We start from the raw sequence: 15,914 nt of genomic DNA, 5'->3' as shown, positions 1-15,914 counted from the left end.
TATTAGTCTCCATAAATTTAAAATTTAAAATTTAAATTTTCTAAATTCCTTGAAAAGTAAATAAAAATTATCCTTATTTGTTTTTATTATAAACATATTTATGTCTATTTCCTCACAAAAAATATCAAATTAAAGCATAATAAACATTATCTTATATTATTTGTTTCTAAGGTGTTAATGATGTTATCTAAATATTTTATTATTGATAAAAGTATCTAAAAAACTGCTATGTAACAATGTAATACCTAAAATTATAATAGAAACTGCAGCAATAATTTTTAATCCAATTATCACTTTTTTACCTGTTTGTATGGATATATACCACTTACTTAAATAAATGGCTTTATTGCGAGCAAACAATACAATAAGTGCAAATAAAGTTAAGGTAAGCCCTGTACCAAAAGCCATTGCTAATGCAGAAATAATTCCCCAATAGTACAAATCTAGGGTATAAGAAAAAAACAGTACTAAAATTGCACCTGAACAAGGACGACTGGCAATGCTTAAAATAATCATTAATTGTGCTTTCCAATCTTTTGCCTTTGCTAATTGATTTGCATTAGGTAAATGCTGATGACCACAACCACAATTTTCAGTATGTTGATGAGGTTGTGAAGCAATTATTGATAATTTTTGAGTTTTAAGCGGTACGATTTTTGTTATTTTTTGCAAATTAAATGTAACTGGTTTTTTATCTGTATCGTATTGTTTCTTTAATGTTACCAATGTCGTTTTCAACCAATATAATCCAAATAAAATCATTACAATAAAACTACCTCGTTCAAAGAGTTTTACAGTATCGTTAAAGTAATGACGAGAGAGCGTGAAAATTACTACAACAATGGATACCAACATAATTGCTACAATACCTTGAGCAAAAGATGAAAGTAATGTGAGACGTATTGCTTGAGTAAGTTTTGTTTTTTCAAAAGAAAGATAACTACTTAAAATAAATTTACCGTGTCCCGGTCCTAATGAGTGAAAAACACCATATAAAAAACTCATATAAATCAATATCCAACCTGCTTGTGGATTATTTTTTATTTGAAGAAGAGTATGTGATATTTCTTGATTAAAAACCTTTTGCCATTTTAAAATTTTAAACAATAAATAAGGATATATTTCATAAATTGCAAAAATAATTAAAAATCCAATCGCTAGTAACCCAAGTTTGAACATTATTTTTTGCATACAATGGCAACCTCTTGAGCAAATTGAGCTCCTAATGATAAGTTTTCATCAGGGTTATCACTTTTATCTAAATTGGAAGCATATTCTTTAAGATCCGCATTTATTTGAGGTTCTTTTAATTCTAATTTACAAAGGCGATCAACATCACTCAGTAACAAGGCATTACTATCTTCATAATTCATTGAAATATAATAACTTGGTTCATAAGTAAACAGTTTAAAGCGTCTGTTTTTAACTTCTTGAGGGTTGGTTAAGTAAAATGTAATATGGAAAATAACTTGGTTATTTTTAATTTCAAAATAGGTATTTTTAGGTTTTGTTGTATATTTTATAGGCTGATTGTTTTCATCATACAAGTAACTAAAATAATGATTAGAAATAGCCGTATTTTGCATATCTTTGGTTATTTCTTTTCTTGTTTCAAGTTTATTTTCACTGACTTTCATTTCATAAATTAACGAGGAAGACGCCATTTCGTCAAGTGTCCATTCCATTTGAAAGCCAATGAGTTTTCCTTCTTCAATTAACACATTATTTTTCATATCAATCCACGAATGTGGGTGAGCAGAGCAGATAATAGAAATCAAAGAGAAAGTGAGTAAAATTAAGATTTTTTTCATTACATATTCCTATAAATTAAATCCTTATTAATATTATGGCTATTATAAAAATAAAAAGGAACTAAGCAACTTATTTTTTATAATCTACTTATTTCTAAGTTGTTTTATTCCTTTAATGAAAAATTTTTATTAGTCAGGTAATAAGGCTTTATTACGTACTGCTCCTTTATCTGCTGATGTGGCAAAATGTCCATAGACTTTCAATGCAAAAGAAACATCACGCTGACGATTTTTAGGTTTCCAACCTTTACGATCTTGTTCTATTCTACGTTGTTGCAATTCTTTATCAGAAACTTTTAACGTAATAGAACGGTTTGGAATATCAATTTCAATAATATCCCCATTTTTAACTAATCCAATTATACCACCAGAGGCAGCTTCAGGAGAGCAATGCCCAATAGATAAACCAGAAGTTCCACCTGAAAAGCGTCCATCAGTTAATAATGCACAGGCTTTTCCTAATCCCATTGATTTTAAATAACTGGTTGGATACAACATTTCTTGCATACCGGGACCACCTTTTGGTCCTTCATAACGAATAATAACGATGTGTCCTGCTTGTACTTTTTTACCTAAAATGGCTTCTACTGCTTCTTCTTGGCTTTCAAAAACAATGGCTTTTCCTGTAAATTTCCAGATAGATTCATCAACGCCAGCAGTTTTTACAATGCAACCATCTTGAGCAATATTACCGTAAAGGGTCGCTAATCCTCCTTCTTGGCTATAAGCAAATTCTTTAGAGCGGATACAACCATTTTGACGATCATCATCAACACTGTCCCAACGGCAATCTTGTGAAAATGCCTTAGTAGTACGAATACCAGCAGGACCTGAACGGTAAAATTTGTGTAGTGCTTCATCTTTATTAAGAATGATATCGTATTGATTTAATTGTTCTTTTAAGGTTAAATCTAATACTGTTTTTGTTTGATTATGTAATAAACCTGCTCTGTCTAATTCACCTAAAATTGCCATTACACCACCCGCTCGATGGACATCTTCCATATGGTATTTTTTTGTATTAGGGGCAACTTTAGAGAGACAAGGAACAATACGAGAAAGGCGATCAATATCACGCATAGTAAAATCAATTTCAGCTTCTTGCGCTGCGGCTAATAAATGGAGTACGGTATTGCTTGATCCTCCCATCGCAATATCTAAACACATTGCGTTTTCAAAGGCTTCACGAGTTGCAATAGTGCGAGGTAACATAAAAGTATTATCATTATTATAGTATTGGTTACACATTTCAACAATTTGGCTTCCAGCTTTTAAAAACAGTGATTTACGATCTTTATGAGTCGCTAAACAAGATCCGTTACCAGGTAAACTTAATCCTAATGCTTCTGTTAAACAGTTCATTGAATTGGCGGTAAACATACCAGAACAAGAGCCACAAGTTGGGCAGGCACTACGCTCAATAATATCGACATCAGAGTCAGAGACATTTTCATCGGCACTTTGAATCATCGCATCAACTAAATCTAATTTGATAATTTGATCAGATAATTTGGTTTTCCCTGCCTCCATTGGACCACCTGAAACAAAGATAGTCGGAATATTTAATCGCATTGCTGCCATTAACATTCCTGGGGTAATTTTATCGCAGTTTGAAATACAGACCATTGCGTCAGCACAATGGGCATTGACCATATATTCCACACTGTCTGCAATTAAATCACGAGAAGGTAGTGAATACAGCATTCCGTTATGCCCCATTGCAATACCATCATCAACAGCAATAGTATTAAATTCTTTTGCAACCCCACCTGCCTTTTCAATTTCTGTTGCAACTAATTGTCCCATATCTTTTAAATGAACGTGACCGGGTACAAATTGGGTAAAAGAATTGACTACCGCAATAATGGGTTTTCCGAAATCATTTTCTTTCATTCCTGTTGCTCGCCATAAAGCTCTTGCCCCTGCCATATTGCGACCTTGTGTACTGGTTGCTGAACGTAATTTAGGCATTTTTATATTTACTCCACATCTTATAATAAAAGGAAGCGGTAGGTTGTAATCAAAAATTTGCAAATTTTTGTATTTATCTAACCGCTTAAATCAAATAGTTTTTATGATTAGTTTAATTTTAGTACATCAGGTAATTTAATTAATTGATTTTTTAACAGATCAATGGCTCTTTCACTTTGTACAGTTACATCAAAGTTTATCACTTCTGATGTATTTTCAACATTTAAGGTAACAACTTCAAACCCTCGATGACGAATAACTCGTAATAAACGTTCAAGAGATTCTGGGCGTTTATTGACTTGGATAGTTAATGGATAGTGTTGCATTTTCACTCCTTTTTTTATTATTAATTATCAGATTCAATCATTTCTAAATTGCACTTATTTGGTGGTACGAGAGGCCATACATTTTCTCCATTAGGAATACAAATATGCAATAAATAGGCTTCTTTACTTTGTAACAAACGATCAATGGCATCGCTGACTTCACTGGCTTTTTCAATACTTTCACCTTTTATATCAAAAGCACTAGCTAAGGTCACAAAATCAGGATTATCATCTAAAATTGTTTCGCTATGACGAGCGTCAAAAAATAATGTTTGCCATTGACGAACCATACCTAAGCGTTGATTATCTAATAACACTATTTTGATAGGGGTATTTGCTCGCTTAATTGAACCTAATTCTTGCACATTCATCATAAATGAACCATCACCAGAAATTAAAATAACATCATCATTAGGGCGTGCTTTTTTAGCCCCAATAGCTGCGGGTAAGCCAAATCCCATCGTACCAAGTCCTGCAGAAGTAATGTAATTTTCAGGTGCATAATGCTGCATATGTTGAGCAGACCACATTTGATGTTGTCCTACATCTGTTACTACAATGGCATTGTTATTTTTTCTTTGAGATAAGGTATTTAATAAAGCCCAAGGATCGATATCCCTTTCTCCTTGATTATCTTGATATTGGAAATCATATTGTGATTTTAAACAAAGTACTTTATCACGCCATTGTTCAATTAAAAGAGGTTGTTTTGTGACAGATAATGTTAATTCATCAACAGCTTGAATTAAGTCACCTTTTAATTGAACATCAGCTTGACGTAGTTTATTTATTTCTGCTGCATCAATATCAATGTGAATAACTTTAGCTTCTGGAGCAAAGGTATCAAGTTTACCTGTAACTCGATCATCAAATCTCGCACCGCATACAATTAATAAATCACAATGATGAACCGCATAATTAGCGGCTTTAGTACCGTGCATTCCTAACATTCCCATATAAAGAGGATGATCAGGTGGTATGACGCCTAAACCTTTTAAAGTAGCAACAGAGGGAATATTTGCAAATTTTATAAAAGATCGTACCGCTTCAACCCCTTTTGCCATTCCAACACCTCCACCAACATAGAGTATTGGTTTTTTTGCTTGGTTAATTAACTGTTTTGCATAGGTTAAGTTTTCAACCTGTTGGTGTTTGGGTTCTTCTTTTTCCAAATAAAAGGCTTTTGCAGAGGTTTCTTCTATTTGAATATCTTTTGGAATATCAATCAAAACAGGACCAGGACGACCACTTTGAGCAATTTGAAAAGCCTCTGCTAATACTTGAGGTAATTCTTCGACATTTTGTACAATAAAGCTATGTTTAGTACAAGCAAGAGAAAGTCCTATTACATCAACTTCCTGAAAAGCATCTGTTCCCATTAATGATGATTCTACTTGCCCTGTAATAGCGACCATAGGAATAGAATCTAATAAGGCATCAGCTAATCCAGTAATTAAATTTGTTGCACCCGGTCCTGAGGTAGCAATACAAATGCCTACCTTATTTGATGAACGAGCGTAGCCAATAGCTGCCATCGCTGCACCTTGTTCATTACGGCAAAGTAGATGTTTTAAACCTGAATCATAAAGAGCATCATATACTGGCATTATTGCTCCACCAGGATAGCCAAATATGGTTGTCACTTGATGTGCTTTTAAACATTCTATTATTAAGTTTGCCCCATTCATTTTCCCACCTATTTCTGTATTTTAAATTAGTTATAAAAAAACCCTCGTTATGTTAACGAGGGTTTTTGCTAAAATTATATGTCTGTACTATCTATCTTATTTTTTTGCAAAACCACTCGCCCCATTGTGAAATAATCACGATGAGGACGATAATGTTAATGAAGCGATAGTTAGTTGACATATTAAATTCCAATTATTTTTTATTAAAAAAAGTTGTGTTCTTTATTTAGACACCTTATAAATAACATATTTTTTGTATAAATCAAACCCTTTTTTATATTTTTATCTTAAAAAATAGTGATAAGCTAAACTATTATTCACATTTTTATAGCGATACCCCAGCACATCCAAGTGTTTTTTAAATAGAACTTTATCATTTTCATCTAGTACAAAAGCAACTAATATATCACCATAATCTACACCGTGTGAACGATAGTGAAATAAAGAAATATCCCAATATGCACCAAGGGTTTGTAAAAAGCGTAACAATGACCCTTTTTGTTCGGGAAATTCGAAAGAATATAACGTTTCTGATTTTAAATTGGGACTGTGTCCCCCAATCATATAACGAATATGTGTTTTAGCGGTATCATCTTCAGATAAATTTGCAACATCATACCCGCCTTTACGTAGGTTTTTTATGATTGTATTCGTTTCTGTTTCATTTTTTACTCTAATTCCAACAAAAATACAGGCATTATTATCATCGTCGTGACGATAATTAAACTCTGTTACTCGGTGATCACCCAATAAGTGACAAAAACGTAAAAAACTGCCTTTTTTCTCTGGAATAGTAACTGCTAATAAAGCTTCTTGTTTTTCACCAAGTTCACAGCGTTCAGAGACATAACGTAAAGTATGAAAATTTAAGTTTGCACCAGAAAGAATACAAGTAAGAGTTTCATCTTGAATGTTATTTTGAGTAACATATTTTTTTAATCCTGCTAATGAAACAGCACCTGAAGGTTCTGGCACAGCACGAACATTTTCAAAAATATCTTTCATTGCAGTACAGATTTCATCAGAGCTGACTAAGATAACATCATCTAGATGTTTTTGGCAAAGGCGAAAGGTTTCATCTCCAATACGTTTTACTGCAACACCATCAGCAAATAAGCCAATATTTTCTAAATCTATAGGTTTACCTGCCTTTAGTGCACTATAAAGACTAGCAGAATCTTGTGATTCCACGCCAATTACTTTTACTTCTGGTAACATTTTCTTTATAAAAACAGCAATCCCCGCAGCAATCCCGCCTCCACCAACGGGAACAAAAATACGATCAATATCGGCATTTTGTTGTAATAGTTCTAATCCAATAGTTCCCTGTCCTGCAATAACTTTTTGATGATCAAAAGGAGGGATAAAAGTCATATTCATTTCTTTAGAAAGTTGAATGGCTTTTGCTTTTGCTTCGTCAAAGTTAGCCCCGTGTAGCAGAACTTCACCACCAAAGCCTTTTACAGCATCAATTTTAATGGCTGGTGTGCTTTCTGGCATAACAATAATAGATCGAATATTTTGATATTTCGCAGAAAAAGCAACACCTTGAGCGTGATTACCTGCTGAAGCGGCAACCACACCTGCTTTTTTTTGTGCATCAGATAATGAAGAAATCATTGCGTGAGCACCTCGTAACTTAAAACTGTGCACGGCTTGACGATCTTCTCGTTTGATAAAAATACGATTATTCAAGCGTTCAGATATTTTTTCCATTTTTTGTAAAGGGGTAACCTGAACTAAATCATAAATATTAGAACGCAATACTGCTCTTACATAATCGGTACTTGAAAATAAGGGTGATGTCATTTTATCTCCAATATATTATAATTTGTTATATTGTTTAGTTATTGGATGCAATACGTTGCATATCAGTCATATAACTACGTAATTCTTTACCAATAAATTCAATTGGATGTTGGCGAATAGCATCATTTACTGCATTCAATGTTATATTATCAATTTCTATTTCTGGTGTAGCTTCACCTAAGTCACCTTTTACTAAAGTTGGTATAATATATTGTTCAAATAGAGGAACTGCAGCATTAGCAAATAAATAGTTACCATATTCAGCCGTATCAGAAATAACAACATTCATCTCATACAAACGTTTACGAGCAACCGTATTCGCAATTAATGGTAATTCGTGTAACGATTCATAATAAGCAGACTCTTCATAAATACCTGTTGCAACCATAGTATCAAAAGCTAATTCAACACCCGCTTTAATCATTGCTACCATAAGAATGCCATTATCAAAGTATTCTTGTTCAGTAATCTGAATGTTACTGCCATCAGGTGCATTTTCAAAGGCTGTTTTTCCTGTTTCTTCACGCCACTTTAATAAATTAGCATCATTATTTTGCCAATCTTGCATCATTGCTGCTGAAAATTCACCACTAATAATATCATCCATATGTTTTTCAAACAGAGGTGCAAAATGTTGCTTAATATGTTGTGATAAGGTGAAAGCACGTAATTTTGCTGAGTTAGAAAGGCGATCCATCATTAAAGTAATACCGCCTTGTTTTAAGGCTTCAGTAATGACTTCCCAACCATATTGAATTAATTTACCCGCATAGGCAGGATTTTTACCTTCAGCAACTAATTTGTTATAACAAACAATAGAACCTGCTTGTAACATTCCACAAAGAATAGTTTGTTCACCCATTAAGTCTGATTTTACTTCAGCTACAAATGAAGATTCTAATACGCCTGCCTTATGACCACCAGTTGCTACTGCCCAAGCTTTGGCAATTTCAAATCCTTCTTCTTTAGGGTCATTTTCTGGATGAACCGCAATTAATGTCGGCACACCAAAACCTCTTTTATATTCCTCACGAACTTCTGTCCCTGGACATTTTGGTGCGACCATCACAACAGTAATATCATCACGAATTTTTTCACCCACTTCTACAATATTCATACCGTGTGAATAACCAAGAGAAGCACCTTGTTTCATTAGTGGCATAATATCTGCAATTACACTGGAGTGCTGTTTATCAGGTGTTAAGTTAATGACTAAATCAGCTGTAGGAATCAATTGCTCATAAGTACCAACCTGAAATTTATGTTCAGTTGCTCGTTGAAAAGATAAACGTTTTTCATCAATAGCGGCTTGGCGTAAGGCATAACTAATATCTAAACCAGAATCACGCATATTTAACCCTTGGTTTAAACCTTGAGCTCCACAGCCAATAATGACAATTTTTTTACCCTTTAAAACATTTACACCATTTGCAAACTCATCACGCTCCATAAAACGACAGTGACCTAATTGATCTAACTGTTGACGTAAATTTAATGTATTAAAATAGTTACTCATATCATTCTCCTGTTTGTTTTATTGTTGTAAGTGTTGTGTTATAAAAACTTTAAATTTAATTAAAGCATATTATTTTATTGAATGAAAGCTATACACTCAATTTGAATGCAATAAAATAAAAGAGTAGTATTACGTGCAACAACCTCTTTTTATAAAAATAATATGAAACCAACAATTTTAATTTATGATTCAGGAATGGGAGGATTGACCATTTATGATGAAATTCAAAAAAAACTACCGAATGCTCACTATATATATTGTTTTGATAATGCTTACTTTCCTTATTCTGAAAAAACAGAAATAGAATTAATACAAAGAGCAGAAAAAATAGTGCAAAAAGTGATAGATAAGTTACCGCTTGATTTGATAGTCGTGGCTTGTAATACAGCGAGTACAGTGGTGTTACCAATATTAAGAGAAAAATTTGATATAGATGTAGTAGGGACTGTACCAGCGATAAAACCAGCAGCACAGATTTCACAAACAAAAGTAATAGGCTTGCTTGCTACGAAGGGGACAATTAATCGATCTTATGTTCAAGATCTTATTGATAAGTATGCAAAAGGATGTGTGATAGAAAAAATTGGTTCAACAGATCTTGTAGAATTAGCTGAAGAAAAAATGAAAACAAATAATGTTGATATAAATGAATTACAAAAAATCATAATGCCTTGGCAGGGAAATTTAGAATTAGATACGGTTATATTGGGTTGTACGCATTTTCCTGTGGTAAAAAAAGAGTTGCAACAACTTCTTCCAAATGTAAAAAACTTTGTCGATTCAGGAAAAGCTATTGCAAACAGAGTAGAATTTTTATTAAAAAGTAAAAAAATAGAGAATAAAAAGGCTTTTGATAATATATCTTATTGTACTCAAGTCACAAAAAGTAAAAAAAATCACGAAATGATAATGATAAAAAAAGGATTTAAGCGGTTAGATCTTTTATAAAATTTACAAAAAACATTCAAATTGAATTAAAAATAATCGATTAAAAGGTTTTTTAAAATTTTTTCCAAAAAGTACTTGCGTCACCTTTAAAAATCTCTATAATACGCCACACACAACGACGCACTGTTGTGAAACGAAGTTTTAACTGGTGCGTCGTTGTTTTTTGCTCTTTAACAATTTATCAGACAATCTGTGTGGGCACTTGTTGATTGACTTATTTGAAAAAAATATTTGAAATAAAGAAGTCTTAATAAGTGTCACTGAAAATTTATTTAATAAAAATTCTATGTCAGTTTATTGAGCGATTAAACTTTTAATTGAAGAGTTTGATCATGGCTCAGATTGAACGCTGGCGGCAGGCTTAACACATGCAAGTCGAACGGTAACAGGAGAAAGCTTGCTTTCTTGCTGACGAGTGGCGGACGGGTGAGTAATGCTTGGGAATCTGCCTTGTGGAGGGGGATAACTACGGGAAACTGTAGCTAATACCGCGTAATATCGAAAGATTAAAGTATGGGATCTTCGGACCATATACCACGAGATGAGCCCAAGTGAGATTAGGTAGTTGGTGAGGTAAAGGCTCACCAAGCTGACGATCTCTAGCTGGTTTGAGAGGATGACCAGCCACACTGGAACTGAGACACGGTCCAGACTCCTACGGGAGGCAGCAGTGGGGAATATTGCACAATGGGGGAAACCCTGATGCAGCCATGCCGCGTGAATGAAGAAGGCTTTCGGGTTGTAAAGTTCTTTCAGCGATGAGGAAGGGTTTGTATCTAATAGGTGCAAACATTGACGTTAGTCGCAGAAGAAGCACCGGCTAACTCCGTGCCAGCAGCCGCGGTAATACGGAGGGTGCGAGCGTTAATCGGAATAACTGGGCGTAAAGGGCACGCAGGCGGTTGTCTAAGTCAGATGTGAAAGCCCCGAGCTTAACTTGGGAATTGCATTTGAGACTGGGCGACTAGAGTCCTCTAGGGAGGGGTAGAATTCCACGTGTAGCGGTGAAATGCGTAGAGATGTGGAGGAATACCGAAGGCGAAGGCAGCCCCTTGGAGAGAGACTGACGCTGAGGTGCGAAAGCGTGGGTAGCAAACAGGATTAGATACCCTGGTAGTCCACGCTGTAAACGATGTCAATTTGGGGGTTGGGCTTTAAGCCTGGCGCCCGTAGCTAACGCGATAAATTGACCGCCTGGGGAGTACGGCCGCAAGGTTAAAACTCAAATGAATTGACGGGGGCCCGCACAAGCGGTGGAGCATGTGGTTTAATTCGATGCAACGCGAAGAACCTTACCTACTCTTGACATCCATAGAAGAGACTAGAGATAGTCTTGTGCCTTCGGGAACTATGAGACAGGTGCTGCATGGCTGTCGTCAGCTCGTGTTGTGAAATGTTGGGTTAAGTCCCGCAACGAGCGCAACCCTTATCCTTTGTTGCTAGCAGGTAATGCTGAGAACTCAAAGGAGACTGCCAGTGATAAACTGGAGGAAGGTGGGGACGACGTCAAGTCATCATGGCCCTTACGAGTAGGGCTACACACGTGCTACAATGGCGTATACAGAGGGCGGCGAACCTGCGAAGGTAAGCGAATCTCAGAAAGTACGTCTAAGTCCGGATTGGAGTCTGCAACTCGACTCCATGAAGTCGGAATCGCTAGTAATCGCGAATCAGAATGTCGCGGTGAATACGTTCCCGGGCCTTGTACACACCGCCCGTCACACCATGGGAGTGGGTTGTACCAGAAGTAGATAGCTTAACCTTAGGGAGGGCGTTTACCACGGTATGATTCATGACTGGGGTGAAGTCGTAACAAGGTAACCGTAGGGGAACCTGCGGTTGGATCACCTCCTTACCTGAATAAGCGACAATGAGTGCTCACACAGATTGTTTGATAGAAATAATAAGAGACAAAAGACATCATTTCTGGGTCTGTAGCTCAGGTGGTTAGAGCGCACCCCTGATAAGGGTGAGGTCGGTGGTTCAAGTCCACTCAGACCCACCACTCATTGAGTGTGGTTAGAAATGATAGTGATGTGTTGGGGATATAGCTCAGCTGGGAGAGCGCCTGCCTTGCACGCAGGAGGTCAGCGGTTCGATCCCGCTTATCTCCACCAATTCATCATTGCTAAGTGAATTTGTAAATATATTTATAAGTTAATTTAGCAATGATGAAGCACGTTAAGTGTTTTGTTATATTTGTTCTTTAAAAAATTGGAAACAAGCTGAAAACTGAAGACTTTCAAGTTCAGAAGACAGAGTACGGAAGACAGATGACAGGAATTAAAACTGTAATTTGTTAAAGTGGCTGTTTTTTGAGAAGAAGTCTGAGTAAGAAACTAAAAAATAGTATGTTGAACAAAAGCAACATACGAACTTGAGTTGTTTAATGTAACAATGTTGGGTTTTCTTTATTTTAAGAATACTTGAGGTTGTATGGTTAAGTGACTAAGCGTACACGGTGGATGCCTTGGCAATCAGAGGCGAAGAAGGACGTGCTAATCTGCGATAAGCTTGGAAGAGTTGATAAGAAACGTGATAATTCCAAGATTTCCGAATGGGGAAACCCAATAGGTGAAGAACCTATTATCAATGACTGAATACATAGGTCATTGAAGCGAACCGGGAGAACTGAAACATCTAAGTACCCCGAGGAAAAGAAATCAACCGAGATTCTGTGAGTAGCGGCGAGCGAAAGTGGAAGAGCCAGTTAGTTTTAGCATTTGTATTAAGAGAATGAGTTGGGAAACTCAATCATAGAGGGTGATAATCCCGTATCTGAAAATGCAATTGTGGAACTAAGCTAACGATAAGTAGGGCGGGACACGTGATATCCTGTTTGAAGATGGGGGGACCATCCTCCAAGGCTAAATACTCCTGATTGACCGATAGTGAACTAGTACTGTGAAGGAAAGGTAAAAAGAACCCCTGCGAGGGGAGTGAAATAGAACCTGAAACCGTGTACGTACAAGCAGTAGGAGCAACTTCGTGTTGTGACTGCGTACCTTTTGTATAATGGGTCAGCGACTTATATTTTGTAGCAAGGTTAACCGAATAGGGGAGCCGTAGGGAAACCGAGTCTTAACTGGGCGTTTAGTTGCAAGGTATAGACCCGAAACCCGGTGATCTAGCCATGGGCAGGTTGAAGGTTGGGTAACACTAACTGGAGGACCGAACCGACTAATGTTGAAAAATTAGCGGATGACTTGTGGCTGGGGGTGAAAGGCCAATCAAACCGGGAGATAGCTGGTTCTCCCCGAAATCTATTTAGGTAGAGCCTTGAGCGGACACCTTTGGGGGTAGAGCACTGTTTCGGCTAGGGGGCCATCCCGGCTTACCAACCCGATGCAAACTCCGAATACCAAAGAGTGATACTCAGGAGACACACGGCGGGTGCTAACGTTCGTCGTGAAGAGGGAAACAACCCAGACCGCCAGCTAAGGTCCCAAAGTCTATATTAAGTGGGAAACGAAGTGGGAAGGCTTAGACAGCTAGGATGTTGGCTTAGAAGCAGCCACCATTTAAAGAAAGCGTAATAGCTCACTAGTCGAGTCGGCCTGCGCGGAAGATGTAACGGGGCTCAAATATAGCACCGAAGCTGCGGCATTGAATAGTTAATTCTATTCATTGGGTAGGGGAGCGTTCTGTAAGCGGATGAAGGTGAATCGAGAGGTTTGCTGGACGTATCAGAAGTGCGAATGCTGACATAAGTAACGATAAAACGAGTGAAAAACTCGTTCGCCGGAAGATCAAGGTTTCCTGTCCAACGTTAATCGGGGCAGGGTGAGTCGACCCCTAAGGCAAGGCTGAAAAGCGTAGTCGATGGGAAACGGGTTAATATTCCCGTACTTGTAATAACTGCGATGTGGGGACGGAGAAGGTTAGGTTATCAGGGTATTGGATATCCCTGTTTAAGCCGGTAGGTGGGAATTCTAGGCAAATCCGGAATTCTGTATAACACCGAGAAGTGATGACGAGGCTCTAAGGAGCTGAAGTAACTGATACCACGCTTCCAGGAAAAGCCACTAAGCATAGGTTATTATAAATCGTACTGTAAACCGACACAGGTGATCAGGTAGAGAATACTCAGGCGCTTGAGAGAACTCGGGTGAAGGAACTAGGCAAAATAGCACCGTAACTTCGGGAGAAGGTGCGCCGGCGTAGATTGTAGCCCTTTACGGGTGAAGGTTGAACCGGTCGAAGATACCAGCTGGCTGCAACTGTTTATTAAAAACACAGCACTCTGCAAACACGAAAGTGGACGTATAGGGTGTGATGCCTGCCCGGTGCTGGAAGGTTAATTGATGATGTAATCGAAAGAGAAGCTTCTGATAGAAGCCCCAGTAAACGGCGGCCGTAACTATAACGGTCCTAAGGTAGCGAAATTCCTTGTCGGGTAAGTTCCGACCTGCACGAATGGCATAATGATGGCCAGGCTGTCTCCACCCGAGACTCAGTGAAATTGAAATCGCCGTGAAGATGCGGTGTACCCGCGGCTAGACGGAAAGACCCCGTGAACCTTTACTATAGCTTGACACTGAACCTTGAATTTTAATGTGTAGGATAGGTGGGAGACTTAGAAGCAGTAACGCCAGTTATTGTGGAGTCAACCTTGAAATACCACCCTTTAACGTTTGATGTTCTAACGAAGCACCCGAAACGGGTGTTCGGACAGTGTCTGGTGGGTAGTTTGACTGGGGCGGTCTCCTCCCAAAGAGTAACGGAGGAGTACGAAGGTTTGCTAATCACGGTCGGACATCGTGAGGTTAGTACAATGGTATAAGCAAGCTTGACTGCGAGACGGACATGTCGAGCAGGTACGAAAGTAGGTCATAGTGATCCGGTGGTTCTGAATGGAAGGGCCATCGCTCAACGGATAAAAGGTACTCCGGGGATAACAGGCTGATACCGCCCAAGAGTTCATATCGACGGCGGTGTTTGGCACCTCGATGTCGGCTCATCACATCCTGGGGCTGAAGTAGGTCCCAAGGGTATGGCTGTTCGCCATTTAAAGTGGTACGCGAGCTGGGTTTAGAACGTCGTGAGACAGTTCGGTCCCTATCTGCCGTGGGCGTTGGAGAATTGAAAGGGGCTGCTCCTAGTACGAGAGGACCGGAGTGGACGCATCACTGGTGTTCCAGTTGTTTCGCCAGAAGCATTGCTGGGTAGCTACATGCGGAATAGATAAGTGCTGAAAGCATCTAAGCACGAAACTAGCCTTGAGATGAGTTCTCCCAATCTATAAGATTGTAAGGGTTGTTTGAGACTAAGACGTAGATAGGCAGGGTGTGTAAGCGTTGTGAGACGTTGAGCTAACCTGTACTAATTGCCCGAGAGACTTAACCATACAACACTCAAGTGTTTTTGTTTCAGAAGACAGAGGACGGAAGACAGAAGACTGTAAGGTTGGAGTTTGAAGTTTAAGAAAGTTAAAGTAGAAGCTTGTTTTTAATTTAAAGAATGAAGAAAAGATTAGATATAAATATCGACAGATTTTCCTGATGGCCATAGTGCAACGGAACCACCTGATTCCATACCGAACTCAGAAGTGAAAAGTTGTAACGCCGATGGTAGTGTAGGGTCTCCCTATGTGAGAGTAGGACACCATCAGGGTTTTATAAGAAGAAAGAGCCGTAGCTAGAAATAGTTACGGCTTTTTTGTATTTAAAAGACAATGAAAATGGGGTATAAAGGACGAAAATGGATAGAAATTGAGGCTTGATTTTAAATCAATTTTTGACTATTTTTGGAGATAGGATTCAAGGACAACCCTGAACCCTATTTTTAGAACTTACACAGTTTGTGGGATAGTGTCGTGTAAGTCTCATTTTGCAAATATGTTTAA

8 protein-coding genes, 2 tRNA genes and 3 rRNA genes are annotated in these 15,914 nt (G+C 37.7%); 6 read left to right on the top strand and 7 right to left on the bottom strand.

Annotated elements, in window-relative coordinates; genetic code table 11:
• Positions 1 to 183: 183 nt before the first annotated feature.
• The 7 genes from U9966_RS01800 to ilvC form a co-directional block, all read right to left on the bottom strand.
• Positions 184 to 1,191, bottom strand: coding sequence for a nickel/cobalt transporter (locus U9966_RS01800; protein WP_306347214.1), 1,008 nt, complete (start codon positions 1,189 to 1,191; stop codon positions 184 to 186).
• Positions 1,179 to 1,811 (bottom strand): DUF1007 family protein, encoded by a 633-nt coding sequence (locus U9966_RS01795; RefSeq protein ID WP_306347213.1) that lies wholly within the window; start codon positions 1,809 to 1,811, stop codon positions 1,179 to 1,181. The genes U9966_RS01800 and U9966_RS01795 overlap by 13 nt, the downstream gene beginning before the upstream one ends.
• Before the next feature lie 129 nt (positions 1,812 to 1,940).
• Positions 1,941 to 3,782 carry a dihydroxy-acid dehydratase gene (ilvD, locus tag U9966_RS01790; RefSeq protein ID WP_306347212.1) on the bottom strand — a complete coding sequence of 614 codons (1,842 nt, stop codon included), beginning with the start codon at positions 3,780 to 3,782 and terminating at the stop codon, positions 1,941 to 1,943.
• A gap of 107 nt (positions 3,783 to 3,889) precedes the next feature.
• The gene (gene ilvM / locus U9966_RS01785; protein ID WP_211599164.1) at positions 3,890 to 4,108 is read right to left on the bottom strand and encodes an acetolactate synthase 2 small subunit; all 219 of its coding nucleotides are present in this window, start codon (positions 4,106 to 4,108) and stop codon (positions 3,890 to 3,892) included.
• A 20-nt stretch (positions 4,109 to 4,128) separates the two neighbouring features.
• Positions 4,129 to 5,796: an acetolactate synthase 2 catalytic subunit gene (gene ilvG / locus U9966_RS01780; RefSeq protein WP_306347211.1), complete on the bottom strand. Its 1,668-nt coding sequence runs from the start codon at positions 5,794 to 5,796 to the stop codon at positions 4,129 to 4,131.
• Between the two features lie 282 nt (positions 5,797 to 6,078).
• Entirely contained in the window at positions 6,079 to 7,605 is a 1,527-nt protein-coding gene (ilvA, locus tag U9966_RS01775) for a threonine ammonia-lyase, biosynthetic (protein WP_306347210.1), read from the bottom strand.
• Between the two features lie 34 nt (positions 7,606 to 7,639).
• Complete coding sequence (gene ilvC / locus U9966_RS01770; RefSeq protein WP_306347209.1) at positions 7,640 to 9,121, bottom strand: ketol-acid reductoisomerase; 1,482 nt, start codon at positions 9,119 to 9,121, stop codon at positions 7,640 to 7,642.
• 162 nt (positions 9,122 to 9,283) lie between these two features.
• Between ilvC and murI the strand changes: the two genes are divergently transcribed.
• From murI to rrf, 6 genes are all read left to right on the top strand, one after another.
• Positions 9,284 to 10,069 (top strand): glutamate racemase, encoded by a 786-nt coding sequence (gene murI, locus U9966_RS01765; RefSeq protein WP_306347208.1) that lies wholly within the window; start codon positions 9,284 to 9,286, stop codon positions 10,067 to 10,069.
• A gap of 314 nt (positions 10,070 to 10,383) precedes the next feature.
• Positions 10,384 to 11,924 (top strand): 16S ribosomal RNA (locus tag U9966_RS01760).
• A 73-nt stretch (positions 11,925 to 11,997) separates the two neighbouring features.
• Positions 11,998 to 12,074, top strand: a tRNA-Ile gene (locus U9966_RS01755).
• A gap of 36 nt (positions 12,075 to 12,110) precedes the next feature.
• Positions 12,111 to 12,186, top strand: a tRNA-Ala gene (locus U9966_RS01750).
• 321 nt (positions 12,187 to 12,507) lie between these two features.
• Positions 12,508 to 15,416, top strand: a 23S ribosomal RNA gene (locus U9966_RS01745).
• A 150-nt stretch (positions 15,417 to 15,566) separates the two neighbouring features.
• Positions 15,567 to 15,682 (top strand): 5S ribosomal RNA (gene rrf, locus U9966_RS01740).
• The 16S, 23S and 5S rRNA genes sit together here with 2 tRNA genes alongside, the layout of an rRNA operon.
• The last annotated feature ends 232 nt before the right edge of the window (positions 15,683 to 15,914 follow it).

The organism is Pasteurella atlantica, assembly GCF_963693435.1.
Classification (GTDB): Bacteria; Pseudomonadota; Gammaproteobacteria; order Enterobacterales; family Pasteurellaceae; genus Phocoenobacter; species Phocoenobacter atlanticus.
This window is presented reverse-complemented; position numbering and strand designations above follow the sequence as displayed.

Coding starts and splice junctions, on each gene's coding strand:
- U9966_RS01800 (WP_306347214.1), bottom strand. CDS start 1,191: ATGCAAAAAATAATGTTCAAACTTGGGTTACTAGCGATTGGATTTTTA.
- U9966_RS01795 (WP_306347213.1), bottom strand. CDS start 1,811: ATGAAAAAAATCTTAATTTTACTCACTTTCTCTTTGATTTCTATTATC.
- ilvA (WP_306347210.1), bottom strand. CDS start 7,605: ATGACATCACCCTTATTTTCAAGTACCGATTATGTAAGAGCAGTATTG.
- ilvD (WP_306347212.1), bottom strand. CDS start 3,782: ATGCCTAAATTACGTTCAGCAACCAGTACACAAGGTCGCAATATGGCA.
- murI (WP_306347208.1), top strand. CDS start 9,284: ATGAAACCAACAATTTTAATTTATGATTCAGGAATGGGAGGATTGACC.
- ilvM (WP_211599164.1), bottom strand. CDS start 4,108: ATGCAACACTATCCATTAACTATCCAAGTCAATAAACGCCCAGAATCT.
- ilvC (WP_306347209.1), bottom strand. CDS start 9,121: ATGAGTAACTATTTTAATACATTAAATTTACGTCAACAGTTAGATCAA.
- ilvG (WP_306347211.1), bottom strand. CDS start 5,796: ATGAATGGGGCAAACTTAATAATAGAATGTTTAAAAGCACATCAAGTG.